The following is a 25,783-nucleotide window of genomic DNA, read 5'->3' as shown; positions in this document are numbered from 1 at the left end:
GATGGCGCTCCACCACACCCTGCGCCAGCTGGTCCAGCAGCTGGGCCCTGACGTCCTGGACGACGCAACCGCACTGCGCGGCAGCCTCGAGGACCGCCTCGAGGACCAGGACGAGGACGTCGCCGCGATCACTCTGCTGACGAGCGCCGTCGAGAACGGTGCCGTCATCCGTCTCGTCCGGCTGCTCGACGAGGGCGCAGAACCGGCCCGGGCCGTCGCGAGCGTCAGCGAGACCTTCGTCGCTCACGCGGCGAAGAGCGAGCGCGGCGCCCTCTGGGCGATCGCTGCCATCGGCCACGCGCTGGGCCGCGTCGACGACGTGTTCGTCGCCGAGGCTCACTCCCGATGGCAGGCAAGCCTCCAGACACGGGTTGCACCTCCCGTGTCGTCCCCTCCACCGTCGGATGCAGTTCCGCCCACGCCGCCCACGCCACCTCCACCGCCCGTGGAGCCCTGGGGAAGGCAGGCTGCGGCGCCCACCGCTCCCGTGCCGTCCACCGCAGTGGGAGCACCACCTTCGCCAACCACACCCTTGACTCCTCGACGGCGGCGGCTGCCGGCGACGGTGGCGGCGGCCGTCCTGGTGACCGGCGTCCTCGCCGGTTGGTGGGCGATGGACGACCGGGAACCCGACGAGGACGTCCGCACGACACCCGACGTCGCCGATTCCGCGGGTGACGAGGTGACGTCGCCCTCTGCAAGGTCGGAACCCTCCTCGTCGCCCGGCAGCACGACGGAGGCCGACGCCTCCGGCTCGCCCGAAGCTCGGACTGGCTTCGTGGCATTCTCCAGCCGATCCGGAGGGACGTCCCGGATCCAGGTGCTCGACCTGCGGAGCGGCGACACCCGGCAGGTCGCCGCCCCAGGGAGTGCCTTCCAGCCCAGCGTCTCCAGCGACGGGAAGGTCGTCGCCTTCGTGGTCGAGACGGACGACGGCAAACGGATCGCGATCAGCCGTGGAGCCGATGAGCCCCTGCTGCTGGACGTCGGTCGGGAACCCAGCGATCCCGCCATCTCCCCGGACGGCACAGCCGTTGCGTACGTGAGCCAGACCGACCGCGGCAGGGACGTCTCCGTTCGTAGGCTCGACGAGACGCAGGCAGTGGTACTGGCCGCGGGCTCAGCCGACGAGCTGGATCCGACATGGTCAGCCGACGGATCGTCCGTCGCCTATGTCCTCACCGGCTCAAGCAACGACTCGATCGTCGCGGTCGACGTGGCCACAGGCAACGAGGTGTCCCGGACGCAGGTGCCGGGGCATGCGGCATCGCCGGCACTGTCGCCCGACGGCGACGACGTCGCCTTCGTCGCATCAGTGCAGGGCAACCTCGAGGTCGTGGTCTCCGCAGTCGGCGGGACCGCCAGCCCGATGAACGTCAGCCAGAGCGCCGAGTCGGAGGTGGGCGTGATCTGGCTCCCCGACGATCGCCTGCTCTCGGCGGCGCCGACCAGGGGCATCGTGGCCATCACCCCCAGATCGCCGACACCGGCTGCCATCACCGCAGGGGTCGGCGACTCGCTCTGAAGAGCTGAGCTCTTCGAATCGACCACCTCCGCAGACTGTCGACGCGGCCGTTGAGCCGCGCGGCCTTCGGGTACTGGTGCGACGAACCCGACCGACCGAGGAGGTCACATGAGCACCGTCCCCGAGAACGATCCGGAGCACATCGAGGAGTACAGCATCGACGAGGAGGACCAGCTCCAGCCCGAGGACACGCTCGTCGGCGACGACGTCGCCGACGAGCTCGACCGGGGCTACTCGCCGCCGGAGAACTACTCCGCCGGCCAGCGCTACGGCAACACCCCGTGGGAGCAGGCGCACGACCAGCCCCTCGACGACCGCCTCGCCGAGGAGGAGCCTGAGCCCGACCCCGTCGCGGAGGCGGACGCCGCGGAGGTCGACGACGACGGCATCCCGCACGAGGCCGACGAGTCGGGCGAGGAGGTCGGCGACGCCCGCTCCGGGCGTCTGGTGGCTCCGGACGAGGGCCTGGGCGAGGACCACGAGAAGGATCTCGTGGCCGACGACGTCGGCATCGACGGCGCCGCCGCGAGCGCCGAGGAGGCGGCCATGCACATCGTTTCCGAGGACGACGTCTGAGGGGTCCCGGGACACCCGGGACCGTCTGGCCCCCTCAGCAGGGGGTACCTCAGTCGCGGGCCGACCGGCCCGCAGAACGGGAGGAAATCATGGCGCTCATCTTGTGGATTCTGGCGGTCATCCTGGTGGTGTCCGGCATCTTCAGCCTGATCAGGGGCCAGTTGCTGTGGGGCATCGTGCTGATCGTCGTCGGACTGCTGGTCGGTCCCGGTGGCGTCAGCATCTTCACCTGACGCCACCAGGCAGATGACTCACCCCGCGACGTACTCCTCGCGCAGCTTTCCCTTGACCATCTTTCCCGTCGGGGTGCGCGGGAGTACGTCGCGGAAGTGGAACTCCCGCGGCACCTTGTAGCCCGCGATCCGCTCGCGTGCGTACGACGTCAGCTCGGCCGCGAGCTCCTCGCTCGCCGCATGCCCCGGCGCCGTCTCGACGAAGGCCACGACCCGCTCGCCCATCTCGTCGTCGGGCACACCGACGACAGCGATGTCGGACACCGCGTCGTGGAGCGTGAAGAGGTCCTCGATCTCCTGCGGGTAGATGTTGACCCCGCCGCTGATGATCATGAACGCCAACCGGTCGGTCAGGTAGAGGAAGCCCTCGTCGTCGAGGTAGCCCAGGTCGCCGACGGTCGTCCAGTTGGCGTGCTCCGGGTGCTCGGTGGACCGGGTCTTCTCCGGGTCGTTGTGATAGCTGAAGTTGCGGGCGTCGCGCTCGAAGTAGATCGTCCCGACCGTGCCGGCGGGCAGATCCGCACCGTCCTCGTCGACGATGTGCGGGACGCCGAGCAGCGGCTGGCCGACCGAGCCGGGGTGCGTGAGCCAGGTCGCGGAGTCGATCCGGGTCGCACCGTTCGCCTCGGTGGAGGCGTAGTACTCCTCCAGGATCGGGCCCAGCCACTCGATCATCTGACGCTTCACGTCGACCGGGCAGGGCGCCGCGGCGTGGATGACGCAGCGCAGTGACGACAGGTCCGGGCCGAGGCGGACGTCCTCGGGCAGCTTGAGCAGCCGCACGAACATCGTGGGGACCATCTGGGTGTGCGTGACGCCGTACTCCTCGATCGCGGCCAGCGCACGCGCGGCATCGAACTTCTCCATGATCACCAACGTCCCGCCGACGGTGTGGATCACGCCACCGAAACGCAGCGGAGCCGCGTGGTAGACCGGCGCCGGCGACAGGTAGACGGTGTCCTCGTCGAGGCCGTAGCTCGGCGCGAACATCGCGGGGTACAGGTAGCCCGGCTCGTCGACCGCGTACGTCGGGAGCGGCGGCTTGATGCCCTTGGGGCGACCGGTCGTGCCGCTGGAGTAGAGGAGGTCGTCGCCGTGCGGCTGCGCAGGCAGCGGCGCGGTGCCGGCCTCGGCGAGCGCGGCCTCGTAGTCGGCGTACCCCTCGACGGGGCCGCCGAAGGCGAGTCGCAACGGGACCTCCACGTCGAGCGCGCCGACCGCGCCGGCGAGGGCGGCCGAGACGACCAGTGCCTTCGCGCCGCAGTCGCGCACGATGTACGACGCCTCGCCGGCGGTGAGGTGCGAGTTGACCGCGGTGATGTAGAGGCCCGAGCGCAGTGCGGCCCAGTAGACCTCGTAGGTCTCGGGGCGGTTGTCGCTGATCATCGCGACCACGTCGCCCTGTTCGAGGCCGGCAGCCCGCAGGTGGTTGGCGAGCCGGAGGCTGCGCTCGTCGAGCTCACCGTAGGTGAGGGTGCGGCCACTTCCGGCCATGATCAGCGCGGGCTTGTCGGGGTTCTTGGCGGCCCAGGTTCCGGGGTACATGGGGCGACCCTCTCACCCCGGAGCCGATATTTAAAGCAGATGCCTCAAGTGGCGGACGCCGCCGTAGATCCCACGACGCACGATCCAGGGCTGCAGCACCCGCTCCACCGACCAGGCAGGGAAGCGGAACGGGCGGCCGGACGGGGCGAAGACGCGGAGTCCGTCGGGCTCCACCCCGAGCACCGAACCCCACCGGTTCCTGGGCGGCGTGAACTCCCGCATCGGCAGGTCGTCCAGATGGGCGCCGATGTTGCGGGCCAACAACCGGTCGGCACGCCCGCGCGCGGAGGAGCGCAACGGGTCGGTCGCCGCCACGTCACCGATCGCGAAGACCTCCGGGTGCTCGGGGGCCTGCAGGGTCGAGTCGGTGCGGACGAAGCCCTCGTCGTCGAGCAGCTCCGCCGGCAACCAGCCCGTGTTGGGCCGCACCCGGCCGATCGCCCAGACCACGGCGTCGGCGGCGTGGGGCTCCTGACCGCCGCTCCAGTCCACGGGTCCGGCGGTGATCCGGTCAGCCCGAAAGCCCTCGGGCAGGACGGCACGTCGACCGGGCAGCAGGACCACGCCCGCGGCCCGGAGCCGAGCCTCCACGTGATGCCAGGCCCGCGGATGGTGCCGCGGCAGCGCACGCTCACCCGGGAAGGCGAGAGCCACCTCCTTCTCGGGCCACGTCAACGCCAGCTGGAACGCACTGCTCACCGCAGCGGCGCCGCCACCGACGACCAGGATCGAGTCCGAGCCCGCCAGGCGGGCGTGGGTCGCGGCGAGCTCCGCGGCCACCTCGTCCTCGCCCTGCAGGTCGGGGCGGCGCCAGAAGCCGTTCGTCACCCCCGTGGCCACCACCAGCACGTCCCAGGGCTCGGCGACCACCTCGTCGGCATAGGTCCGCACGGTGACCTCGCGGGCCACGAGATCCAGTCCGGTCAGCTCGCCGTGGATTCGTCGTACCCGGTCCAGCCGGCGGTAGCGGTCGAACCCGATGCGGTAGTCGCGCGCCCAGTCGTCGGGGCGCGCGAGCCTCGTCCCGAGCTCCTGGCCACTGACCAGGCCGGGCTTCACCGAGACCCCCACGACCTCGAGGTCGCGGCGCCCCGCGAGATGCATGGCCGTCAACAGGCCGCTGTCCCCGAGTCCAGCGATGAGAACCCGGGTGCGGGTCATGCCGTGGTCCGCCGGCGCGGCGGCCGCGGCACCAGGCGCGGGACCCGGTCGATGATGTCCTGGTAGGTCGGGCGTCGCTCGAGGCTGCGCTTCTCCATCATCGGGATGCTGGCGAACTGGAACATCAGGGTCATCGCGACGGCGCCGGCGACGAGCCACCACCAGTCCTCGGGCGCGCCGGCGATGCCGAACATCGCAAGTGACCACCAGAAGGAGATCTCGCCGAAGTAGTTGGGGTGCCGCGACCACGACCAGAGGCCCTTCTCCATCGCCTGGCCGGGCTGGCGGACCTTGATGAAGGCACGCATCTGCGCGTCGGAGACGAACTGCAGGATCGGCGCACCGATGCCGACGAGGAACGCGACGACGTCGAGCCAGTTGAGCGGCTCGCCTGGACGGGCCAGCACTGCGTACGCCGGCACCATGGCGGCGAACACGATGAGCGTCGGCACCAGGTGGATCGCGCCGAAGTCGGCGGCCATCTCGGCCCTGCCCGCGCCGTCACGCAGCGGCGCGTAGCGGAAGTCCTCGTGGTGCAGCCCCGGCCAGTCGTAGAGCCAGTTGCCGGTGAGCCGGATCGCCCAGACGAACACGACGATGATCAGCAGGACGGCACGACCGTCGTCCACGCCGCTCACGCCCTCGGCGGCGAAGAACCAGAAGAGCACCAGGAACGGCGGCAGCACGCTCCAGTACGGGTCGTAGCAGCTGGAGTTCTTGAGGGTCCGGCTGCCGACGAAGACCACCACCGTGGCGATGAGGTCGGCGATGAGGCCGTCGAGCCAGAGGTGGTCCGTGTCCGGCCCGGCGACGACGTACGCCGTCGCGGCACCGAAGGCGATCAGGTACACGAGGCCCACGCGGGCCAGTGAGGCGGTCTTGCTCATGCGCGGACAGTACAGGAACGTGTTCTAGTTCTGGGGCCGATCGGGAGATCGACGTGAACCCGGTCACATTCGGAGCCACCCGGATCGCGATCGGCAACGAATCACCTGCAGCCCACCAGACAGGACTCGTCATGGACCACAGCAACCAGCACTCCGCGACCCGGCGCAAGCACCTCCTCACGGCCGAGGAGCTGGCCTCGCACGCAGGCATCACACCCGACGCGCTCGCCCGGGGGCATCGCCACGGCAACGGCATCCGCGTGCACCGGACCTACATCTTCGTCGTCTCGATGGTGACCCTCGTCCTCCTCGTCGGCGCGATCGCGATGGCCAGCGCCCAGATGTGATGCACGCGGTCGCGATGGTCGGGCCGGGTCGCACTGCGCGTACTGTCGCAGGTCGGAGCCATTCAGGCTTCCTCTCAGAGAGATCCGCCATGCGCGACAAGATCCACCCAGGCCAGAAGAAGTGACGCTCCTGAAGTTGGGCGTCATCGGATCCTCGGCCAAGGAGAACGAGCACCGCCTGCCGATCCACCCGGACCACATCCCTCATCTCGACGCCGACCTGCGAGCGGTCATCACGCTCGAGCACGGGTACGGCGCCAAGTTCGGCGTCGAGGACGACGCCCTGCGCGAGCACGTCGCCGGCTTCGCCTCACGCGAGCAATTGCTCGCCGACTCCGAAGTCGTGCTGCTGCCCAAGCCGCAGCTCTCCGACGTCGCCGCGATGGCGCCGGGTCAGGTGCTCTGGGGCTGGCCGCACTGCGTCCAGGACACCGAGCTCACCCAGGTCGCGATCGACCAGAAGCTCACGCTGATCGCCTTCGAGGCGATGAACCACTGGACCCGCGACGGCGCGGTCGGGTTGCACGTCTTCCACAAGAACAACGAGCTCGCCGGCTACTGCTCCGTGCTGCACGCCCTCGAGCTGGCCGGCCTGACCGGCGACTACGGACGCCGGCTCAGCGCCGTCGTCATCGGCTTCGGTGCCACCGCCCGCGGTGCCGTGACCGCCCTCAACGCGCACGGCGTGCACGAGGTCGCGGTCCTGACCAACCGCGGGGTGGCCGCGGTGGGCTCCCCGATCCACTCCGTGCGGATCCGGCAGTTCGAGCACGACGCGGACGGGCAGAGCGACGTGATCACCGAGCGCGGCCGGGAGCCACTGCCGGCCTACCTCGCCGAGAACGACATCATCGTCAACTGCACCCTCCAGGACACCGCGAACCCGATGGTCTACCTGGAGGACGAGGACATGGCTGCGTTCCGCCCCGGCAGCCTGGTCGTCGACGTCTCCTGCGACCTGGGGATGGGTTTCAGCTTCGCCCGCCCGACCAGCTTCGAGGATCCGACCTTCGTCGTCGGGGACAACGTCCTCTACTACGGCGTCGACCACTCACCGTCGTACCTCTGGAACTCGGCGACGTGGGAGAACAGCAACGCCCTCACCCCGTTCCTGCGCCGCGTGCTCGAGGGTGGCGCCGCCTGGGACGCCGACGAGACCCTGAGCCGGGCGATCGAGGTCCGCGAGGGACGCATCGTCAACCCGGCGATCCTGGCCTTCCAGGGGCGGGAGTCCGAAGCGCCCCACCGGGTGGTGTGACGCAGCTCAGCCCTGCGGGCGACGACCCCGGGTGCGGCTCTTCAACTTCTCGGCACCCGCCTTGATCTTGGCCTGGTTCTCCGGCTTCTTGGCCTCCTCCACGACCTTCTTGGCAATCCCGAGGGCGGCAGCGGTGCGAAGGATCTTCATGGGGAAGTTGTACCCGAGGCGCGAAACCTCAGCCCCACGTCGAGCTCCTGGGCCGCCTGCTCGTCCAACAGGTCCCGGGCGTGCGCCCCGGACTCGCCCTCCGCGTCCAGGCCCTCGCGGAAGTCGTCCAGCTTCTGCTCCCCCGCCGGAAAGGGCGGCAGCAGCGGCACGTCGGGATCCACGACGGCCTCGATGAGGAAGGGGCGGTCAGCGGAGAGTGCGCGAGCCCAGGCGTCGTCGAGCTGGTCCGGGTGGTCGACGCGCAGGCCACCCAGGCCGAGCAGCTCGGCATAGGCGGCGTACGGGAACTCGGGCAGGGACTGGCTGTCCTCGAAACGCGGCTCCTTCTCCATCTCCCGCTGCTCCCAGCTCACCTCGGCCAGGTCGCGGTTGTGCAGCACCAGCAGTGCGAAGCGGGGATCGGCCCACTCCCGCCACAGGCGCGACACCGTCACGAGCTCGTTGATGCCGACCATCTGCATCGCGCCGTCGCCTGACAGCGCGACGACCGGACGGTCGGGGTGCGCCAGCTTGGCGGCGATGCCGTACGGGACGCTCGAGCCCATCGTCGCCAGCGTCGAGGACAGGTGTGCCGGGACGCCGGACGGCAGCTGGAGGTGCCGTGCGTACCAGTAGGTCACCGAGCCGACGTCGACTGCGACCTGCGCACCGGCTGGCAGGTGTGCGTTGAGCGAACGGACGGCGAGCTCCGGGTTGATCGGATCAGCGGGAAGGGCGGCACGATCGGCGGCCAGCTGCCGCGACCGACGTACGACGTCCTCCACCTCGGCCTGCCAGGACGAGCCGGAGCGGTCCGGCAGGAGCGGCAACAGCGCGGCCAGGGTCTCGGCGGCGTCGCCGGTCAGCCCGACCTCGACCGGGTAGCGGTTGCCGAGGTGGCGTCCGTCGATGTCGACCTGGACGGCGCGCGCCTGGCCCGGCTTCGGGTAGTACTCGCTCCACGGGTCGTTGCTCCCCACGATCAGCAACGTGTCGCACTGCTCCATCAGCCAACCCGACGCATGCGTGCCGAGGTGGCCCATCACGCCGCAGCTGGTCGGCAGCGCCTCGTCCCACCACGGCTTGCCGAGAAGGCTCGTGGTGACACCGGCGCCCAGCCGTTCGACCACCGCGCGCACCTCGCTCCCGGCCTCACGAATGCCCTGGCCCACCAACAGCGCCACCCGCTCGCCGGAGGACAGCACAGCCGCCGCCTCGCTCAGGTCCTGCGCCGTGGGTACGACGCGAGGTCGGCGCCACTCGACGGCAGTCGCCATGACGCCGTGCTCGTGCCCGGCCGGGTCGGGCGTGGGGAGCTCCTGCACGTCGTGCGGCACGATCACGACGCAGGGCGACCGCGTGGCCAGCGCCGTGCGGAAGGCACGGTCGATGACCATCGGCGCCTGCTCGGCGGTCTGCACGGTCTGGACGAACTGGGCCGCGACGTCCTTGAAGAGCGACTGCAGGTCGATCTCCTGCTGGTACTCCGAGCCCAGCACGCTGCGCTGCTGCTGACCGACGATCGCCACGACCGGCGTGTGGTCGAGCTTGGCGTCGTACAGGCCGTTGAGCAGGTGCACCGCCCCCGGGCCCTGGGTGCTGGTGACGACGCCGACCTCACCGGTGTACTTGGCGTGGCCGACCGCCATCAGGGCGGCGTTCTCCTCGTGGCGTGCCTGGACGAACCGCGGGTCTCCGTCGGCTCGGCGCAGGGCGCCCATGAAGGTGTTGATGCCGTCGCCGGAGTAGCCGAAGATCCGGCGTGCTCCCCACGCCCTCAACCTCTCCACCAGCAGGTCCGCCACCAGACGCTCGTCGGCCACGGCCCTCACCTCACGGTCGGACGGTCGCGTGGTCGGCGTCGTAGGTCTCGCCGGTGAGCTTGGTCTTGGCCAAGCTGATCAGCGAGGCGACCTTGCCGCCCGGGGTGTCCCAGTACTCCGCCTCGTCGACGTCGACGCGCAGCAGCACGGCATTGGGATCCTCGGGGCCCTCGGGCATCCACGCCTCGGCGAAGGTGGTCCAGAGCTCCTTCAGCTTCTCCTGGTCCTCCACGACCGTGGCACGACCGTTCAGCGCGACCCACGAGTCGCGGGCCGAGAAGGTGATGGAGACGGTGGGGTCGGTGGCGAGGGCGTCGACGTGGCGGGTGTCGCGGGCCGTGATGAACCACAGCTCAGCCCCCGGGTCGACCTCCTGGCGCGCCATCGGGATGCTGCGCGGACCGTCGGGCCCGTAGGTGGTCAACATGCCGATCGGCATGTCCTTCATCAGCTCGATCAATCTGTCCTGCTCGGCGGACATCGGTCCTCCTGATCCTCGATGCGAACGTCCTGAAGGCATCGAGGTACCCGCGGTACCGAGCACGATACGGACGCCACGACGACGGACGCCTCCGCAGGTCAGAGTCGGGGAACTACTCCCACTCGATGGTCCCCGGGGGCTTCGAGGTGATGTCGAGGGTGACCCGGTTGATCTCGCGGACCTCGTTGGTGATCCGGGTCGAGATCGTCTCCAGGACGTCGTACGGGACGCGTGCCCAGTCGGCGGTCATCGCGTCCTCGGAGGTGACGGGCCGCAGTACGACGGGGTGGCCGTAGGTGCGGCCGTCGCCCTGGACCCCGACCGAGCGGACGTCGGCGAGCAGGACGACGGGGAACTGCCAGATGTCACGGTCCAGGCCGGAGGCGGTGAGCTCCTCGCGGGCGATGGCGTCGGCCTCGCGGAGGATGTCGAGGCGCTCGCGGGTGACCTCGCCGATGATGCGGATGCCCAGGCCGGGGCCGGGGAACGGGTGTCGCCACACGATCTCGGCGGGCAGGCCGAGCTGCTCGCCGACCAGGCGGACCTCGTCCTTGAAGAGGGTGCGCAGCGGCTCGATCAGCTCGAACTCGAGGTCCTCGGGCAGGCCGCCGACGTTGTGGTGCGACTTGATGTTGTGCGTGCCTGCTCCCCCACCGGACTCGACGACGTCGGGGTAGAGCGTGCCCTGGACCAGGAAGCCGACGGAGGCACCCTCGGGAGCGTCCTTGATGACCTCGATCTCGGCGGCCTCGAAGGTCCGGATGAACTCGCGGCCGATGATCTTGCGCTTGGTCTCCGGGTCGCTGACGCCGGCGAGTGCGTCGAGGAACTGCTTCTCCGCGTCGACGACGACCAGCTTGGCCCCGGTCGAGGCCACGAAGTCCCGCTCGATCTGCTCGGTCTCGCCCTTGCGCATGAGCCCGTGGTCGACGTACACACAGGTGAGCCGGTCACCGATCGCCTTCTGCACGATCGCCGCGGCGACCGCTGAGTCGACACCACCGGACAGGCCGCAGATCGCCCGGCCCTCAGGGCCGACCTGCTGGCGGATGCGCTCGATCTGCTCCTCGGCGATGTTGCCGATGGTCCAGGTCTGGCGGCAGCCGGCGATGTCCCAGAGGAAGTGCTCGAGCACCTTCTGGCCGTGCTCGGAGTGCAGCACCTCCGGGTGCCACTGCACGCCGGCGTAGCCGCGCTCGACGTTCTCGAAGGCGGCGACCGGCGTCGACTCGGTCGACGCGAGGACCTCGAAGCCCTCGGGCGCCGCCGTGACGGAGTCACCGTGCGACATCCACACCTTGTGCTCGGAGGGGATGCCGCCGAGCAGGGTGCCGGCGTGGCCGACGTGGACCTTGGTGCGGCCGTACTCCCGGGCGCCGGTCGCGGACACCGTGCCGCCGAGGCCCTGGGCCATCAGCTGGAATCCGTAGCACATGCCGAACAGCGGGGTCTCGGCCTCGAAGATGGCCGGGTCGATCGCCGGGGCGCCCTCGGCGTAGACCGAGGACGGTCCGCCGGACAGGATGATCGCCTTGGGACCCCGCGCGACCATCTCCGCGATCGGCATCGTGTGCGGCACGATCTCGGAGTAGACGCGTGCCTCGCGCACTCGTCGGGCGATGAGCTGGGCGTACTGCGCCCCGAAGTCCACGACCAGGACCAGGTCGTGCTCGGACTGCGTCTCGGGGACCTGCGTCGCGGGGGCCTGGTTCATGGCCGAATCGTATCGACGCCCGGGCCTGCCGCCGAACCGACGCCGCCCTGTGGCATCCGGTCGCAACGCCCCGGCCGAGCAGCATTCCTGGCCAATCTCTGAGACCCCTCGTCAAAACCGGTATCGTACTCGCTCGTGACGTGCCTTCCCGGGACCGGCGGTCCATCTCTCGGTCTCCTCCTCCTCGGCTTCGGCCTGCTCGCGATCGGCTTCGCGCTGGTCGCCCGCAAGCGCGGCATCCGCGCGATGTGGGCCAGCCTGGTCGTGGTCGCGATGCTGACGGTGAGCACGCTCAGCACCACCGACGCCCACGCCGCCGACGGTCCCAACGGGGCCGGCACCAGCCAGGACTGCCCGCCGGGCACTGGCGGCGGCACTGGCTCCGGGGACGACGGTGGCGACACCGGGTCGGGCGACGGCGACGGCACGACCACGAGGTACGACGTCACCTACGCCCCCGGCGTCGGCGGCACCATCGACGGCGACACCTCCCAGCGCGTCCGCGCCGGTCGCGACGCCACGCCGGTCACGGCGGTCCCCGATGCCAGCCACCGCTTCACCGAGTGGAGCGACGGGGTCACCACCGCCCTTCGTCAGGACCGCGACGTCGAAGCCGACATCAACGTCACGGCCCAGTTCGCGCTGCGGCAGTACACACTGACCTACACCGCCGGGCCCGGCGGCACCGTCGGCGGCACCTCGCCGCAGACCGTCGACCACGGCACCGACGGCACCACGGTCACCGCGGTGCCCAACCCCGGCTCGACCTTCGTGCGCTGGAGCGACGGCAGCACGACCAACCCCCGCACCGACGAGGCCGTCACCGCCGATGTCGAGGTGACCGCCGAGTTCACGACCATCACCTACGACGTCACCTACGCCGCCGGTCCGGGCGGATCGATCACCGGCGACGCCGACCAGACGGTCGCCCACGGCTCCGACGCGGCCACGGTGACCGCAGTGCCCGACACCGGCCACCGCTTCGTGCAGTGGAGCGACAGCAGCACCACCAACCCCCGCACCGATGCGGCCGTCGTGGCGGACATCTCGGTGACTGCCGAGTTCGCGCTGATCACCTACCGCCTGCAGTACTCCGCCGGCACCGGCGGGTCCCTCACCGGTGACGACGACCAGAGCGTGGACCACGGCTCCGACGGCACGGCCGTCACCGCCGTACCGGACGAGGGCCACGAGTTCCTCCGGTGGAGCGACGGGAGCACCACCAACCCCCGCACCGACACCAACGTGACCGCGGACGCGTCGATCGCAGCGGTCTTCGAGATCAACGAGTACGCCCTGACGTACGCCGCCGGCACCGGCGGCACCCTCACCGGGACGGCCTCCCAGACGGTGGAGCACGGCTCGGACGGCACCGCCGTCACCGCTGTCCCCGACACCGGCCACCGGTTCGTCCAGTGGAGCGACGGCAGCACCACCAACCCCCGCACCGACACCAACGTCACCGGGGACCTCAGTGTCACCGCCGAGTTCGCAGTCCTGGAGTACACACTCACCTACTCCGCGGGCGCCGGCGGCACCCTGGGCGGTACGACGCCCCAGACCGTGGAGCACGGCTCCGACGGCACCGCCGTCACCGCCGTCCCCGACACCGGCCACCGCTTCGTCCAGTGGAGCGACGGCAGCACCGCCAACCCCCGCACCGACACCGACGTGGTGGCCGACGTGAGCGTCACCGCCCAGTTCGCCGTGCTGTCCCACCGACTCCAGTACGCCGCCGACACCGGCGGGTCGATCACCGGGGACGCCGACCAGACGGTCGACCACGGCACCGACGGCACCGCCGTCACCGCCGTCCCCGACACCGGTCACCGCTTCGTCCAGTGGAGCGACGGCAGCACCACCAACCCCCGCACCGACACCGCCGTCGTCGCCGACCTCAGCGTCACCGCGGAGTTCGAGGAGTCCGAGGTCCTCCCGCTGCACGGCGTGTACGCCGACGAGCTCACCGACGACACCGCCGAGAGCGTGTCCTTCCACAACCCGGGTGCCGCCGAGGCGGAGTACCTCCTCGTCCCGACCAACACCGGCTCGCAGCAGAACCAGGTGTCGGTCGGCATCACCGGCAACGCGCCGCTGACCGGCGCGGACCCCGGTGGCTCGGCTGCCCTCGCCGATCCCCACTCCGCCGATCGTCGTGATGCTGTCGCCCTCGTCGAAGCACGCCGTGGCGGGGTCGGTCCCGGCACGCCGCTCGTGCCGCCGGCCCAGCTGGCGTCCGGTGCCGTCCCGGCGCTCGGCGACTCGATGAGGCTCAACGGGAACCTCAACCACAGCTGTGCCACCGGCACGGCCATCACCGGCACCGTCCAGGGCGTCGGCTCCCGCGTCGTGATCGTCACCGACGACAACAACCCCGTCGGCGGCTTCTCCACGGTCGACTACGACGACCTGGTCGAGACCCTCGACCTCGCCGTCGCCTCCGTCACCGACGCGCTCGGCGACACCTCCGACATCGACCAGAACGACCGGGTCGTCGTCGTCGTGACGGCCGAGATCAACAAGCTGGCCCCGCCCGCCACGACCGCCACGGACATGGTCCTCTCCCGGCCCCGGGACCTGCTCGACCAGGTCGAGTGCCCGACGAGCAACGTGGGCGAGGTCTTCTATGCGATGGCGCCGGACCCCACCGGCGCGGTGAACTCCAACATCCGGACGTTGTCCTTCGTGAAGACCGCGATCCCCCGCGACCTCACGCACGAGCTCGGCCACCAGATCGTGGACGCCGCCCGGCTCGACGCCGGAACGCCGCTCGACAGCACGTGGCTCGGTGAGGCCATCGCCGACATCGCGCTCGACGCGGTGTTCTACGCCAACGCCGTCGGCCTCACGCCGCTGCAGGACATCACGCTCTCCGATCTCACCACCGGCCCCAACGCCTCGCGGCGGGTCGCGGCGTTCAACACCTACATCAACGCCAACTACACCCGCTACCGCCCGTGGCTGCAGGCGCCGACCCGCAACCCGGTCTTCGCGGCCACCCCCTCCCCGGCGAGCCGGGGCGGCGCCTGGGCGTTCCTCAACTACGCCGCGGACCGGATCGCAGGGGGCTCCCTGCCTGCCCGCACCGCGTTCCTGAAGTCACTGGTGACCGGCTCCACCACCGGCACGCCGGCGCTCGCGAGTGCCCTCGGAGCGAGCCCGACGACGTGGCTGGAGCAGTTCGCGGTCTCCGCCTACACCGACGACCAGACCGACGCGGCCGCACTGGGCACCACCGGTCCGTACGCGATCCTGTCGTGGAACTTCAGGTCGGTGTTCAGCGGCCTCGGCGGCTACCCGTTGGCCGTGGCAGCTCTGGACGCCGGTGGCTCGATGACCAGCACCTACGCACCGACCGGCGGCAGCCGCCACATCCGCTTCGTCGTGGCGGCGGGCAGCACGGCCACGATCACCGTGACCTCACTCGACGTGACGAACCCGAGCGTGGGCTACCGGGTGGTCCGGCTGCGCTGACGGCGCCGGAGCCGCTGCGACTCCCCGATCACGTAGGCGGCTCCGCCGCCGGCGACCACCAGCAGATCCAGCAGGATCAAGGAGTCCGGGGCGGTGTAGGGCCAGTCCCGCGAGCCCCACTGCAGCCACAGCACCATCACGAAGAGCATCGGTGCCCAGTACCAGGAACCGAGGGTGACGCACGCCAGCGCGCCGAGTCCGACGAAGGCTGGCACGACGAGCGCCGCGGCGCTCGACCATCCCGCTGCCCGGAGGGCGAGGATCAGCGGAACAGTGGCGATCAGGGCGCCGACGAGGCGGAGGACGAAGACACGCTCCGGCGGTGCGGTGGACAGCACCGTGAGATCGGGTGTCCGGTCGAGAAGCCGGAACGGCAGCACGACCGCGGCCAGTCCGGGGAAGACATGGATGATCCGCACCTGGTCCCGCAATGACGGCAGCTCGACGACGACGTCTCCGACGACCGCGACGGCGATCGCGAGACAGACACCCACCAGGAGCCCGACGCCGAGTCCCCACGTGCGGGCCACAGCGGGCCAGCGCTCATCCCACACCATCGGGCATCTGGATCCGCTCGAAGTCGCAGGTGCGCAGCAGTCGGTACGTCGTTCGCACCCAGGCGGCCTGCTCCCCGAGGTCGCCGGTGAGCCACGCGCCGTCGCTGTCGTCGGCGCCGGGTGTCCGCAGGCCACTTCGGACCTGGAGCCACCGGCCGAGCAGGTGACGGGCATCGAACGCCTCCTCCGAGGGCAGGTCGCTCCAGTCCTGGGGGCACGCGGCCGGAGTGACGAGTGTCTGCGTGGCGGACGCGGCGTCCACGGTGCGCCCCGTCTCCTCCCCGACCGACAGGCTCACCACGCCGTCCACGGAGCCGTCCCGGTGCCCGGCGTAGGACTGGACGAAGCGACCGGGGAGGTCCACGCCCGCTTCGCGCAGCGGCTCCGCCTGACGTCGGACCTGCTCCGCCAGGTCCTTCAGCGGCCGGGGCGTCTCCGCGAACACGCACACCTGTGGTGCCGAACCGGCACAGGTCACGGCAGGGTCGGCGACCAGCTCATAGCGCGAGTCGTTGTCATTGGAGACCATCACCCACCCGGTGACGAGAGCGGCACCCCCGGCGACGACGACGACCCGACGGGACCAGGTCGCCCAGGCCATCGGTGGGTGAGCGGCGGCCAGCACGACGACGGCGATGCCCAGGCCGGCCAACGCCGGTGCCCAGATCGGGCCGGGGACGAAACGCTCCCCGCCGAGGGTGCCGGTGACGCCCCCGGTGTCGAGACCTCCGGGACCACACCACTCGACATCAGCAGCGACACCGAGTAGACCCCGGCGACCGCCATCGGTGCCGTCCAGGTCCGCCCGCTTCTGAACCCGATGGCTGCTCCGATGGCCGTCTGGGCGCCCACCACCACCAGAGCGGGGAGGAGGATCCAGACCGATCCCCAGTACGACGGGACGCCACCCAGGCTCGCCAGGGTCGTCGCGCCAAGTGCCACGGTCAGGAGGGCGGCGCAGGCCAGCGACCACACCGCGACGGCGGGCCGTACCCAGACCCGCAGGTCGTGGCGCCCCTGCGCCATCAGCTCGGTCACCGCCGAACGACGCAGCCGCGCATAGGCGAGGCAGGCGGCGCCCGCAGCGAACGGACCGATGAATCCGGTCGATCCCGCCGCAAGGTCCAGTGCCTGCTTCCACGAGCCGATCCAGCTCGAGAAGCGCGGGCTGAGCCACAGGACACCTGCCGCGGTCAACGCGACGGCCTGCAGAAGGATCGATCGCGGACCGCCGAGCCATGCCCACGATGGCCCGGTGAGCCTCACTGGACAGACCCCGCGATCGTGGCCAGGAAGGCGAACTCCGCCGAGGCGTCCGGTCCTCCGCGCTCCGCGACGAACGCGTCGATGGGTCCGTCATGGCGCAGGCGGCCCTCGTGGAGGACCACGATCCGCGAGGCCATCATCGCGACGTCCTCCATGACGTGACTGCTCAACACCGTCACCGCCGTACCGTCCAGGTCCGACACGATCCCGCGCAGCGCGGCGCGCTGCGCGGGATCGAGCCCAGTGGTCGGCTCGTCCAGCAGGAGGACGTCCGGGTCGGTGACCAGGGCCACCGCCAGTGCCAGTCGGCGGTTCATGCCGCCGGACAGCTGCGCGACCCTCTTCGAGGACTCGCGCGCCAGCCCGACCCGCTCGAGCAGCGTGGGGTTGCGGACACGTGACGCGGCAGCCGGGACACCCCTGACCCAGGTCGCGTACGCCAGCGCGTCCCCCACCCGCATCTCGCCCGGCAGGTCGAGCTGCTGCGGCATGTAGCCGATCCGGCCCACCACCGTGCGCCGGGCCGGACCATAGAGGGCGACCTCGTCGATCCGGACCCGGCCGTTCTCAGGTCGTCGGCACCCGGCGAGCGTGCGGAGCAGCGTGGACTTGCCCGCCCCGTTGACACCCACCAACCCGCACACCCCCGGCTCGAGGTCGAGCGCGTCGACCTCCAGGACCGGCGGGCCGCCACGGGAGTAGCAGCAGCGGAGATCGTCGACGACCATGCTCATCGGATCAGAGGTTGAACGTGTAGTAGGGCTTGCGGCTGCACGGGTCGAAGCTGTTGTTCTGGTCCTCGCAGACCTTTACGTGGACGCGCCCACGGTCGGCTCCCCGAGACGAGTAGTCGTCGTTGTCGTACTGATCCTTCCAATCCCCTGACCTGTCGCGAGCACTCTGGTCCTTGCCCACCTGGCCGCACCACTTGATCGCGGTGTCGCAGAACTTGAAGTAGCTGTAGGTGGTCTCGGTGTAGACGGCATCGCCGCCGCCGGAGCGTGACGGAGCGAGTTTGGACAGGTTGAGCAAGACGGACCTCCCGAGAGACGGCAGCGGTGCTGCCAGGTGACGACATCTTCATGTGACCATACGAAGATGTCAACGTCGGCGAGGCGGACCTGTGGAGAACCCGGACGGAGTGCCTGCGGACAGGTTCGGGGAGCCCCAAAAATGAACCAGAGCCCGACCGGGGAGGGAGGGTGGTCGGGCCCTGGTTGTCCACGCAGCTGATGGACAGTGCTTGGACCGAGCCCGGGCTTCGGGAGGGAGCGTGATTCCCGGGCTCGCAGGGATCAACGACCCCGGTGAAGGTGGGTTACGCCGGGACGGCACAACTTGGCGGGAAAAGAACGGGGCGACCCGGCGAGGCGGGGATTCCTGCACCCACCGACTCAGCTGACCCCCACGATCGGGAGCCGCAGCGCAGCAGGCGCGTCGGCAGGCACGACCGGCGCCTTCGGCGCAATCGGCTGGATCCGCTCGTAGACCTCACCCAGGACGGGACGGGTGTCGTCCTCGCCCTTGTTGGGCCAGTACGCCATGGCCCGCTCGGCCTGGGCGGTGATCGTCAGCGACGGGTTCACGCCCAGGTTGGCCGAGATGGTCGAGCCGTCGACGATGTGGAGCCCGGGGTAGTTGAAGACCCGCTGGTAGCCGTCGACCACACCCGTCTCGGGGCTGTCACCGATCGTGCAGCCACCGATGAAGTGAGCGGTCAGCGGCCGGTTGAACGGCTCACCGATCGTGCCGCCGGCGATCCCGCCCATCACGTCGGCCATCTCGCGCACGGCGTCGTTGGCGACCGGGATCCAGGTCGGGTTCGGCGCACCGTGGCCCTGCTTGGAGGACAGCACGAACTTGCCGGCCACCTTCTTGGGGTAGGTCGTGATGGAGTTGTCGACCGACTGCATGACCAGGGCGATCACGACCCGCTCCGACCAGTGCTTGACGTCGTACAGGTCCTTGACGTTGGCCTTCTGCTTCCACAGCTCCTTGAGCCACACCCGCCAGCGCGGCTGGTCGCCGTCACCGTCGGTGAGCACGGTCTGCATCAGCGACATCGCATTGCTGCCGACGCCGTAGCGGCACGGCTCGATGTGGGTGTGCTCGTCCGGGTGCCACGACGAGGTGATCGCCACGCCCTTGGAGTAGTCGACGGTGCTCTCGGCGGGTGCGATCGCGCCCAGCAGCGACTCGGAGTTGGTCCGGGTCAGGTGGCCGAGCCGTTCCGACACGTTGGGCAGGTCGCCGGTGGCCTTGAGCCGGTGCAGCAGCTTCTGCGTGCCGAGCGCGGCGGCGGAGAAGATCACCTGCTCGGCGGTGAACGTCTTGGTCGCCGTACGACGGGACAGCTTGGCCTTCGACCAGCGGGTGTCGACCGTGTAGCCGCCGCCCTTGATCGGCCGCACCCGGGTGACCGTGGTCAGCGGGTGCACCACGGCGCCGTTCTGCTCGGCGAGGTAGAGGTAGTTCTTGACCAGGGTGTTCTTGGCGTTGTGACGGCAACCCGTCATGCACTCGCCGCAGTCCGTGCACGCGTTGCGCCGGGGGCCGGCGCCGCCGAAGTACGGGTCCTCGACCTCCTGGCCCGGCTGCTCGCCGGGACCGCCGAAGAACACGCCGACCGGCGTCGGGTGGAAGGTGTCGCCGCGGCCCATCCGCTCCGCGACCTCCTTCATGACCTCGTCGGAGGGCGTCATCCTGGCGTACTCGACGACGCCGAGCATCCGCTTGGCCTGGTCGTAGTACGGCGCCAGCTCGGCCTTCCAGTCCGTGATGTGGGCCCACGACGGGTCCTTGTAGAACGGCTCGAGCGGCTCGTAGAGCGTGTTGGCGTAGACCAGCGATCCACCGCCGACACCGGCGCCGGCCAGGATCATGCAGTCCTTGACCATGTCGATGCGCTGGATGCCGTAGCACCCGGCGGCCGGGGCGTAGAGGTACTTCTTGAGGTCCCACGAGTTGTCGGCGAAGTCGGCGTCGTCGAAGCGCGCGCCAGCCTCCAGGACGGCGACGCGGTAGCCCTTCTCGGTCAGCCGCAACGCGGTGACGGAGCCACCGAAGCCGGAGCCGATGACGAGGACGTCGTAGTCGAAGTCGGTCATGTGGTTCTCCCCCTTGGTCATGCGCGGCCGAGCTTGTCCATGATCCGCAGCGAGGCGGTCATGAACTTGGCGTAGCCCTCGTCGGACATCCCGAACATCGGGCCGAAGCGGATCAGCCGCTGCGTACCCACGGACTGCACCTCGGTGTAGCGGTGGATCCCGTCACTGCCCTGGCGGCGGCCCATGCCGGACTCGCGCATGCCGCCCATCGGGGCGTCGATGCTGGCGAAGGTCGCCCCGAACGCCTCGTTGACGTTGACGGTGCCGCACTTGATCTGGCGGGCGATCGCCCGGCCACGGACGGTGTCGCGGGTGTAGACCGAGCCGTTGAGGCCGTACTCCCCGTCGTTGGCGCGCGCGATCGCGTCGGCCTCGTCGTGGAAGCGGTAGATCGAGATCACGGGGCCGAAGGTCTCGTGGCCGAAGCAGGTCATCTCGGGGGTCACGCCCTCGAGGATGGTCGGCTCGAAGAAGTACGGCGCCAGGTCGGGCCGCGCCTTGCCGCCGGCGAGCACGCGCGCTCCCTTGGCGACGGCGTCCTCGACGTGGGCGGTGACGGTCTCGAGCTGGTCGGCGGAGATGAGCGTGCCCATGTCGGCGTCCCAACCCAGCGTCGCGCCGAGGCTCATCGCCTTGGTACGCGCGACGAAGCGCTCCACGAAGCGGTCGTAGACCTGGTCCGCGACGAACATCCGCTCGGTCGAGACGCACAGCTGGCCGGCGTTGGAGAAGCTCGCCCGGACGGCACCCTCCGCGGCCCGCTCGATGTCGGCGTCACGCAGCACGAGGATGGGGTTCTTGCCGCCCAGCTCGAGCGAGCAGCCGATCAGTCGCTCGGCCGCCTGCCGGGCGATGATCTTGCCGGTCGCGGTGGAGCCGGTGAAGCAGATGTAGTCGGCACGATCGATGATCGGCGTGCCGAGCTCGCGGCCCGGTCCGGCGACGACCTGCCACAGGTCACGCGGGAAGCCGGCCTCCTCGAGGAGCTGCGCACCGAGCAGGGCGGACAGCATCGTCTGCGCGTCGGGCTTGGTCACGACCGCGTTGCCGGCGAGCAGGGCCGGGAGGCCGTCGCACAGCGCCATCGTGAACGGGTAGTTCCACGGCGAGATGATGCCGACGACGCCCTTGGGGAGGCGGTTGATCTCGACCTTGGTGAGGACGGGCACGACGCCGGGAGCACTCCGGGTGTCGAGGTGCTTGTGGGCCGTGCGCGCGTAGTAGCGGGCGGTGAGCGCGATGTGGAGCGGCTCGTCGAACGCGTGCTTGCGGGCCTTGCCGGACTCGAGCTGGATCAGGTCGATGATCTCGGCCTGGCGGTCCAGCACGATGTCGTGCAGCCGGTGCAGGATGCGGGCGCGCTCGTCGATCGAGACCCGTGCCCAGGCGGCCTGCGCGATGCGGGCCCGGCGGAACGCCTCGGCGACGTCGTCGGCGCTCGACTGCGGGATGTTGGCCAGCGGAGCGCCGTCGAGCGGCGAGTGGACCACGGTCGTGCGCCCGGTGGTCGTGAGGATCCGCTCGGTCAACCGGGCGACGTGCTCGGGCTCCAGCGCGTACGACGCCCGGGGGTCGTGCTCCGGGTCGTGGGGGCCTTCGACAACGGGGCCGCCGGAAGCGCCGGGACCGGAGATCGCATCACTCATGAGACGAGAGTAGGTGAGCGGCGTCACCGAATCTACTGATCAGTAGCAGATGTGCCGCTTTACACATCCCAAGACGATGTCAAGAACCGCGCTCCGCGCCTGAACCGACCCCGCGGGGCCCTACATCGGCGGCGCCGAGAGATAGATCGACTTGGCCTCGGTGTACTGCGCGAGCCCTTCGGGACCGAACTCGCGGCCGACGCCGGAGGCCTTGAAGCCACCGAAGGGCGCGGCGAAGTCCATCGTGTAGGTGTTCACGCCGTAGGTGCCGGTCCGGACGCCACGGGCGACCTCGAGCCCCGCCTCGGCGTCCGCGGTCCAGACCGTGCCGGCGAGGCCGTACTCCGAGTCGTTCGCGATCCGCACGGCGTCGGCCACGTCGTCGTACGCGATGACGGAGAGCACGGGACCGAAGATCTCCTCCTGGGCGATCCGCATCCGGTTGTCCACGCCGGCGAAGACGGTCGGGCGGACGTACCAGCCACGGTCCAGGCCCTCGGGTCGGCCCTCACCACCGGTGAGCAGCTGGGCGCCCTCGTCCTGGCCGATGCGGATGTAGGAGGACACCCGCTCCTGCTGGCGCTGCGCGACCATCGGACCGATCTCGGTGGCCGGGTCGAGCGGGTCGCCGACCTTCATGGAACCGATCGCCGAGGCGAGGGCCGCGGCGAAGGCGTCATGGCGGGCCCGGCTGACCAGGACGCGGGTCTGCGCGACGCAGGCCTGGCCGGAGTTCATCACGCCGAGGAACTTCAGGCCCTCGATCGCAGCCGTCTCGTCGGCGTCGTCGAGGATGATCGCGGCCGACTTGCCGCCGAGCTCGAGCGAGACCCGCTTGAGCTGCTCGCCGCAGATCGCACCGATCTTGCGGCCTGCCGCCGTCGATCCGGTGAACGCGACCTTGTCCACGCCGGGGTGGCGCACCAGGTGCTCGCCGACCTCTCGACCGCCCGCGACGATCGACACCACACCGTCGGGCACGCCGGCCTCGATCAGCAGCTCGGCGAGCAGGTAGCCGTCGAGCGGGGTCTCCGGGGCGGGCTTGACCACGACGGTGCAGCCAGCGAGCAGGGCCGGCACCAGCTTGGACAGGATCGTGAACTGCGGGACGTTCCACGGCGGGATCGCGGCGACCACACCGACCGGCTCGTGACGTACGACGACGTCGGAGCCCAGCGCACCCGGCCGGGTCGACTCCCAGGGGAACTCCCGGGCGATGGCCAGGAACGCCTCGATCTGCATCCACGGGGCAGGCGCCTGCGCCAGGCTGCTGAACGAGATCGGCGAGCCCATCTCGGTGGAGATGATGGTGGCCATCTCGTCGAGCCTGGCGGCGTACAGGCCGGACAGGTTCTGCACGACCTCGATCCGCTCGGCCGGGCTCATCCGCGGCCACGGGCCCTGGTCGAACGCCGTGCGCGCGGCGGCGACCGCGGCATCGATGTCAGCGCTCGATCCCTCGGGCACCCGCGCCACGACCTCCTCGGTGTGCGGCGAGACCACCTCGATCACGGCGTCGGTGGCGGGCTTCGCCCAGGTGCTCCCGATGAAGAGGGCGTCGCGGTCGAGGGTCATGTCAGGTCCTTGGGTCGGGTGCGAAGTGCGGGCTTTTCTCTGCCGAAGTGCGTGGTTCTCTCCATCGAGGTGTGCGCAAACCACGCACCTCGATGGAGAAAACCACGCACTTCGCGGGACATCAGGGGGCGAGGGTGAACCAGTCGGCGAAGCCGCTGGGGTCGTGGCGCCCCAGGGCGCCGTGCTCGAACAGGCCCCACCCCTCGGCGCCGTCGGGTACGCCGGCACCGGGCCCGTGGACGGTGGCGCGACCGACGTGGTCGATCACCCCGAACATGACACGCCCGGCGACGGCCGGGTCGGCCAGGTCGTAGGTCAACCGCTCGGTGAAGCCGGCGCCCTTCCACACTCCGTGGGTCCAGTCCGAGTCACCGCCGTAGCCGCCGCCGACGTGGATCGGCGTGGCCAGCAACGAGGAGACCTCGAGGACCAGCTCCTTGCCCTCGGGCGTGGTGCAGGTGATCGTGGCGCCGGTCGGGACGCGGGTCCCCGAGGTGTAGCGGACCTGGACGCGCGGCCAGCCGAGCTGTTCGACGCGACCGTCCTTCCACACCCGGGTGCAGTCGTTGAGCGTCCGGAAGCCGTCGGGCGTCTCCTGCAGGATCAGCACGATGCAGAACTCCTCGAAGCGCATCGGGACGTAGAGCCACCACATGCCGTCGAAGGCCGGGTCGGCCGGCTTGCCCGCGGGCGCCGCCTCCCCCACGGGCCGGATGCCCCAGGAGCGGTCACGCGAGCCGACCCACGTCTCCGGCGACACCGCGATGTCGGAGCCGTCGACGCTGACCAGACCCTCCCAGGTGCCGACCTGGGCGAAGCGCTGGGCGTCGAGGATCGTGCCGGAGCCCTGCCGCATGACGTGCGGGAGCTCCTGAACGACGTCGAAGGAGCCCTCCCAGGTCAGGTCGAGGGCGACGCCCTCGGTCTCCTCCATCACGATCCGGATCTTCTTGAGCGGGTCGAGCACCTCGATCCGGTAGTTCCCGACCTGCTGAGCCATCCGGTCCGCCCCACGCGGATCGGCGGCGTCACCGAGGTGCACCGCCGTCTGCTCGCGGCGCCCCTCGACCTCGCGGCTGAGCAGGACGAAGGCGTCCTTGGTGCCGAGGTTCGGGTAGAAGCCGAGGCCGGTGATCAGGAACAGGTCGCCGGTGCGGTCGTGGGCGTTGAAGTAGCAGCGGTCGTAGAAGTTCCGGTCGCTGCTGCCCGCCCAGGCCATCGGGCGCGGCATCTGGTGGATCGGGTACTCGTCCAGGGGCCCGAGGCCGACGTACTCGTCGTGCATGCTCATGCGCCCACCTGCTCCAGGAGACGCTCGAAGAGCGGGCGGTGGTGGAAGACCGACTCCGGGTCCGCCGGGACCTCGATCTCGCCGAAGTGGACCTGGCGCGCGCTGGTGCGCAGGAAGACGCAGCCCCAGTTGACCGCTGCGTGGACGAGGTACCACGTCAGGTCGCCGGGCTCGACGCCGCTGATCTCCGTGTACGTCGCCACGACGTCGTCCGCGGCGAGGAACTCCGGCATCCCGGGGAGCCCCAGCATGGTCGCGATCTCCTGGAAGACCTGGTGCGCGAAGACCATCCACGCCAGGTCCAGCTCGCGCGGACCGAGGGTGGCCATCTCCCAGTCGAGGACCGCCACCGGCGCGAACTCGCGGTACATCATGTTGCCGATCCGGGCATCGCCCCACACGAGCACCGGCTCGCCCTCATCGGCCGGGAGGTTGGCCTCCAGCCACACCAGACCGCGCTCGATCAGGGGCGAGCGCGGGCTGCCCTCCGGCGCGTCGAGGGCGTACTGGTACCAGGCGCGGGTCTTGGCGAGGTTGCGGGCGAGCGGGGTCGCGCCGTCGTGGCCGGTCACGGCCGGGTCCAGGAAGGCGAAGGTGCTCGACGCGTCCGGGATCGCGTGCAGGCGGGCGAGCACGTCGACGCTGCTGCGCTGCAGCAGCGCCTGCTGCTCGGGCGAGGCGTCGAAGAGCCAGTTGTCGCCGAACGGGTAGGGCAGCACGTCCGGCGGCACGGCGCCGTCGAGCCGCTCCATCAGGAAGAACGGCGTCCCCAGCACCTCCCCCGTCGGCTCGTTCAGGCCGACCGGCGGGACCGGGACACCGGCCAGCTCGCCGGCGAGACGCATCGCGTCGTACTGGTCGGTGAGGCGGTACTCCGGGAAGACCGGCAGGTCGGCCGTGGCCGGGGCGACCCGGGCGACGTACTCACGCGTGACGCGCTCGCCGTCCACCAGGGTGCTGATGCCGATCAGGACCGTCTCGCTCGACATGCCGTTGGTCTGGATGCCGTCGTGGACGATGACCTCTGGCTCGGCCCCGGCGGGCAGCACGCCCGTCAGCCAGTCGGTCAGTCGCGACCGCAGGTCGTCGGCGTCGCGGCTCGATCGCTGCAGCGTCATGTCGGCCGGGGGCGCCGACTGCTCGGACGGGGTCACGGGTCCTCCTGAG

General features: G+C 70.4%; 22 protein-coding genes. 6 read left to right on the top strand and 16 right to left on the bottom strand.

Translation table 11 applies throughout. The features are described from left to right. Position 1: 1 nt before the first annotated feature. The 3 genes from ASE01_RS09130 (at position 2) to ASE01_RS24955 (ending at position 2,334) form a co-directional block, all read left to right on the top strand. A complete protein-coding gene (locus ASE01_RS09130) occupies positions 2-1,525 on the top strand; it encodes a TolB family protein (protein ID WP_056749841.1) in 1,524 nt (507 codons plus the stop codon). Between the two features lie 108 nt (positions 1,526-1,633). Continuing rightward, the gene (locus ASE01_RS09125; protein ID WP_056749840.1) at positions 1,634-2,101 is read left to right on the top strand and encodes a DUF5709 domain-containing protein; all 468 of its coding nucleotides are present in this window, start codon (positions 1,634-1,636) and stop codon (positions 2,099-2,101) included. An 89-nt stretch (positions 2,102-2,190) separates the two neighbouring features. Beyond that, positions 2,191-2,334, top strand: a complete 144-nt coding sequence (locus tag ASE01_RS24955; RefSeq protein ID WP_200958787.1) for a GPGG-motif small membrane protein — start codon at positions 2,191-2,193, stop codon at positions 2,332-2,334. Between the two features lie 18 nt (positions 2,335-2,352). On the opposite strand, the gene ASE01_RS09120 is transcribed toward ASE01_RS24955, so the two are convergent. Genes ASE01_RS09120 through ASE01_RS09110 form a run of 3 tightly spaced genes read right to left on the bottom strand, consistent with a single transcriptional unit; the run spans position 2,353 to position 5,927 of the window. Beyond that, positions 2,353-3,879 carry an acyl-CoA synthetase gene (locus ASE01_RS09120; RefSeq protein ID WP_056749839.1) on the bottom strand — a complete coding sequence of 509 codons (1,527 nt, stop codon included), beginning with the start codon at positions 3,877-3,879 and terminating at the stop codon, positions 2,353-2,355. Positions 3,880-3,909: 30 nt separating this feature from the next. Continuing rightward, entirely contained in the window at positions 3,910-5,040 is a 1,131-nt protein-coding gene (locus ASE01_RS09115) for an FAD-dependent oxidoreductase (RefSeq protein WP_056749838.1), read from the bottom strand. Then, positions 5,037-5,927 (bottom strand): DUF1295 domain-containing protein, encoded by an 891-nt coding sequence (locus tag ASE01_RS09110; protein ID WP_056749837.1) that lies wholly within the window; start codon positions 5,925-5,927, stop codon positions 5,037-5,039. The genes ASE01_RS09115 and ASE01_RS09110 overlap by 4 nt, the downstream gene beginning before the upstream one ends. A 53-nt stretch (positions 5,928-5,980) precedes the next feature. On the opposite strand from ASE01_RS09110, the gene ASE01_RS09105 reads away from it, so the two are divergent. Beyond that, complete coding sequence (locus ASE01_RS09105; RefSeq protein ID WP_056749836.1) at positions 5,981-6,274, top strand: hypothetical protein; 294 nt, start codon at positions 5,981-5,983, stop codon at positions 6,272-6,274. Between the two features lie 121 nt (positions 6,275-6,395). Beyond that, complete coding sequence (locus tag ASE01_RS09100; RefSeq protein WP_056749835.1) at positions 6,396-7,532, top strand: N(5)-(carboxyethyl)ornithine synthase; 1,137 nt, start codon at positions 6,396-6,398, stop codon at positions 7,530-7,532. A gap of 6 nt (positions 7,533-7,538) precedes the next feature. Here the strand turns inward: ASE01_RS09100 and ASE01_RS24950 are convergent, their stop codons facing one another. The 4 genes from ASE01_RS24950 to guaA form a co-directional block, all read right to left on the bottom strand. Next, positions 7,539-7,682 (bottom strand): hypothetical protein, encoded by a 144-nt coding sequence (locus ASE01_RS24950; protein ID WP_200958786.1) that lies wholly within the window; start codon positions 7,680-7,682, stop codon positions 7,539-7,541. Further along, a complete protein-coding gene (locus ASE01_RS09095; protein WP_056749834.1) occupies positions 7,679-9,505 on the bottom strand; it encodes a thiamine pyrophosphate-requiring protein in 1,827 nt (608 codons plus the stop codon). Before ASE01_RS09095 ends, ASE01_RS24950 begins: the two co-directional genes overlap by 4 nt. A 10-nt stretch (positions 9,506-9,515) precedes the next feature. After that, positions 9,516-9,986: a pyridoxamine 5'-phosphate oxidase family protein gene (locus tag ASE01_RS09090; protein WP_056749833.1), complete on the bottom strand. Its 471-nt coding sequence runs from the start codon at positions 9,984-9,986 to the stop codon at positions 9,516-9,518. A gap of 112 nt (positions 9,987-10,098) precedes the next feature. Then, on the bottom strand, positions 10,099-11,700 hold the full coding sequence (gene guaA, locus ASE01_RS09085; RefSeq protein ID WP_056749832.1) for a glutamine-hydrolyzing GMP synthase: 1,602 nt from the start codon (positions 11,698-11,700) through the stop codon (positions 10,099-10,101). A 135-nt stretch (positions 11,701-11,835) separates the two neighbouring features. Between guaA and ASE01_RS09080 the strand changes: the two genes are divergently transcribed. Continuing rightward, positions 11,836-15,174, top strand: a complete 3,339-nt coding sequence (locus ASE01_RS09080) for an InlB B-repeat-containing protein (RefSeq protein WP_056749831.1) — start codon at positions 11,836-11,838, stop codon at positions 15,172-15,174. Here ASE01_RS09080 and ASE01_RS09075 read toward each other — a convergent pair. From ASE01_RS09075 to ASE01_RS09030, 9 genes are all read right to left on the bottom strand, one after another. Then, positions 15,150-15,731: a hypothetical protein gene (locus ASE01_RS09075; RefSeq protein ID WP_157537204.1), complete on the bottom strand. Its 582-nt coding sequence runs from the start codon at positions 15,729-15,731 to the stop codon at positions 15,150-15,152. The genes ASE01_RS09080 and ASE01_RS09075 overlap by 25 nt on opposite strands. Further along, positions 15,718-16,383: a hypothetical protein gene (locus ASE01_RS09070; protein ID WP_056749829.1), complete on the bottom strand. Its 666-nt coding sequence runs from the start codon at positions 16,381-16,383 to the stop codon at positions 15,718-15,720. Before ASE01_RS09070 ends, ASE01_RS09075 begins: the two co-directional genes overlap by 14 nt. Before the next feature lie 610 nt (positions 16,384-16,993). Further along, complete coding sequence (locus tag ASE01_RS09060; protein ID WP_056749827.1) at positions 16,994-17,731, bottom strand: ABC transporter ATP-binding protein; 738 nt, start codon at positions 17,729-17,731, stop codon at positions 16,994-16,996. 4 nt (positions 17,732-17,735) lie between these two features. Next, on the bottom strand, positions 17,736-18,029 hold the full coding sequence (locus ASE01_RS09055; protein ID WP_056749826.1) for a hypothetical protein: 294 nt from the start codon (positions 18,027-18,029) through the stop codon (positions 17,736-17,738). A gap of 362 nt (positions 18,030-18,391) precedes the next feature. Further along, a complete protein-coding gene (locus ASE01_RS09050; RefSeq protein ID WP_056750203.1) occupies positions 18,392-20,104 on the bottom strand; it encodes an FAD-dependent oxidoreductase in 1,713 nt (570 codons plus the stop codon). 17 nt (positions 20,105-20,121) lie between these two features. Beyond that, a complete protein-coding gene (locus ASE01_RS09045; protein WP_056749825.1) occupies positions 20,122-21,750 on the bottom strand; it encodes a succinic semialdehyde dehydrogenase in 1,629 nt (542 codons plus the stop codon). 120 nt (positions 21,751-21,870) lie between these two features. Next, the gene (locus ASE01_RS09040; protein ID WP_056749824.1) at positions 21,871-23,325 is read right to left on the bottom strand and encodes an aldehyde dehydrogenase; all 1,455 of its coding nucleotides are present in this window, start codon (positions 23,323-23,325) and stop codon (positions 21,871-21,873) included. Between the two features lie 121 nt (positions 23,326-23,446). Then, positions 23,447-24,616, bottom strand: a complete 1,170-nt coding sequence (locus ASE01_RS09035) for a hypothetical protein (protein WP_235535927.1) — start codon at positions 24,614-24,616, stop codon at positions 23,447-23,449. After that, positions 24,613-25,770, bottom strand: coding sequence for a phosphotransferase family protein (locus tag ASE01_RS09030; RefSeq protein WP_235535926.1), 1,158 nt, complete (start codon positions 25,768-25,770; stop codon positions 24,613-24,615). Before ASE01_RS09030 ends, ASE01_RS09035 begins: the two co-directional genes overlap by 4 nt. Between the last annotated feature and the right edge of the window lie 13 nt (positions 25,771-25,783).

It is taken from the genome of Nocardioides sp. Root190, assembly GCF_001428565.1.
Taxonomy (GTDB): domain Bacteria; phylum Actinomycetota; class Actinomycetes; order Propionibacteriales; family Nocardioidaceae; genus Nocardioides.
The sequence above is the reverse complement of the archived record's forward strand: the minus strand, read 5'-3'. Positions and strand labels throughout refer to the sequence as shown.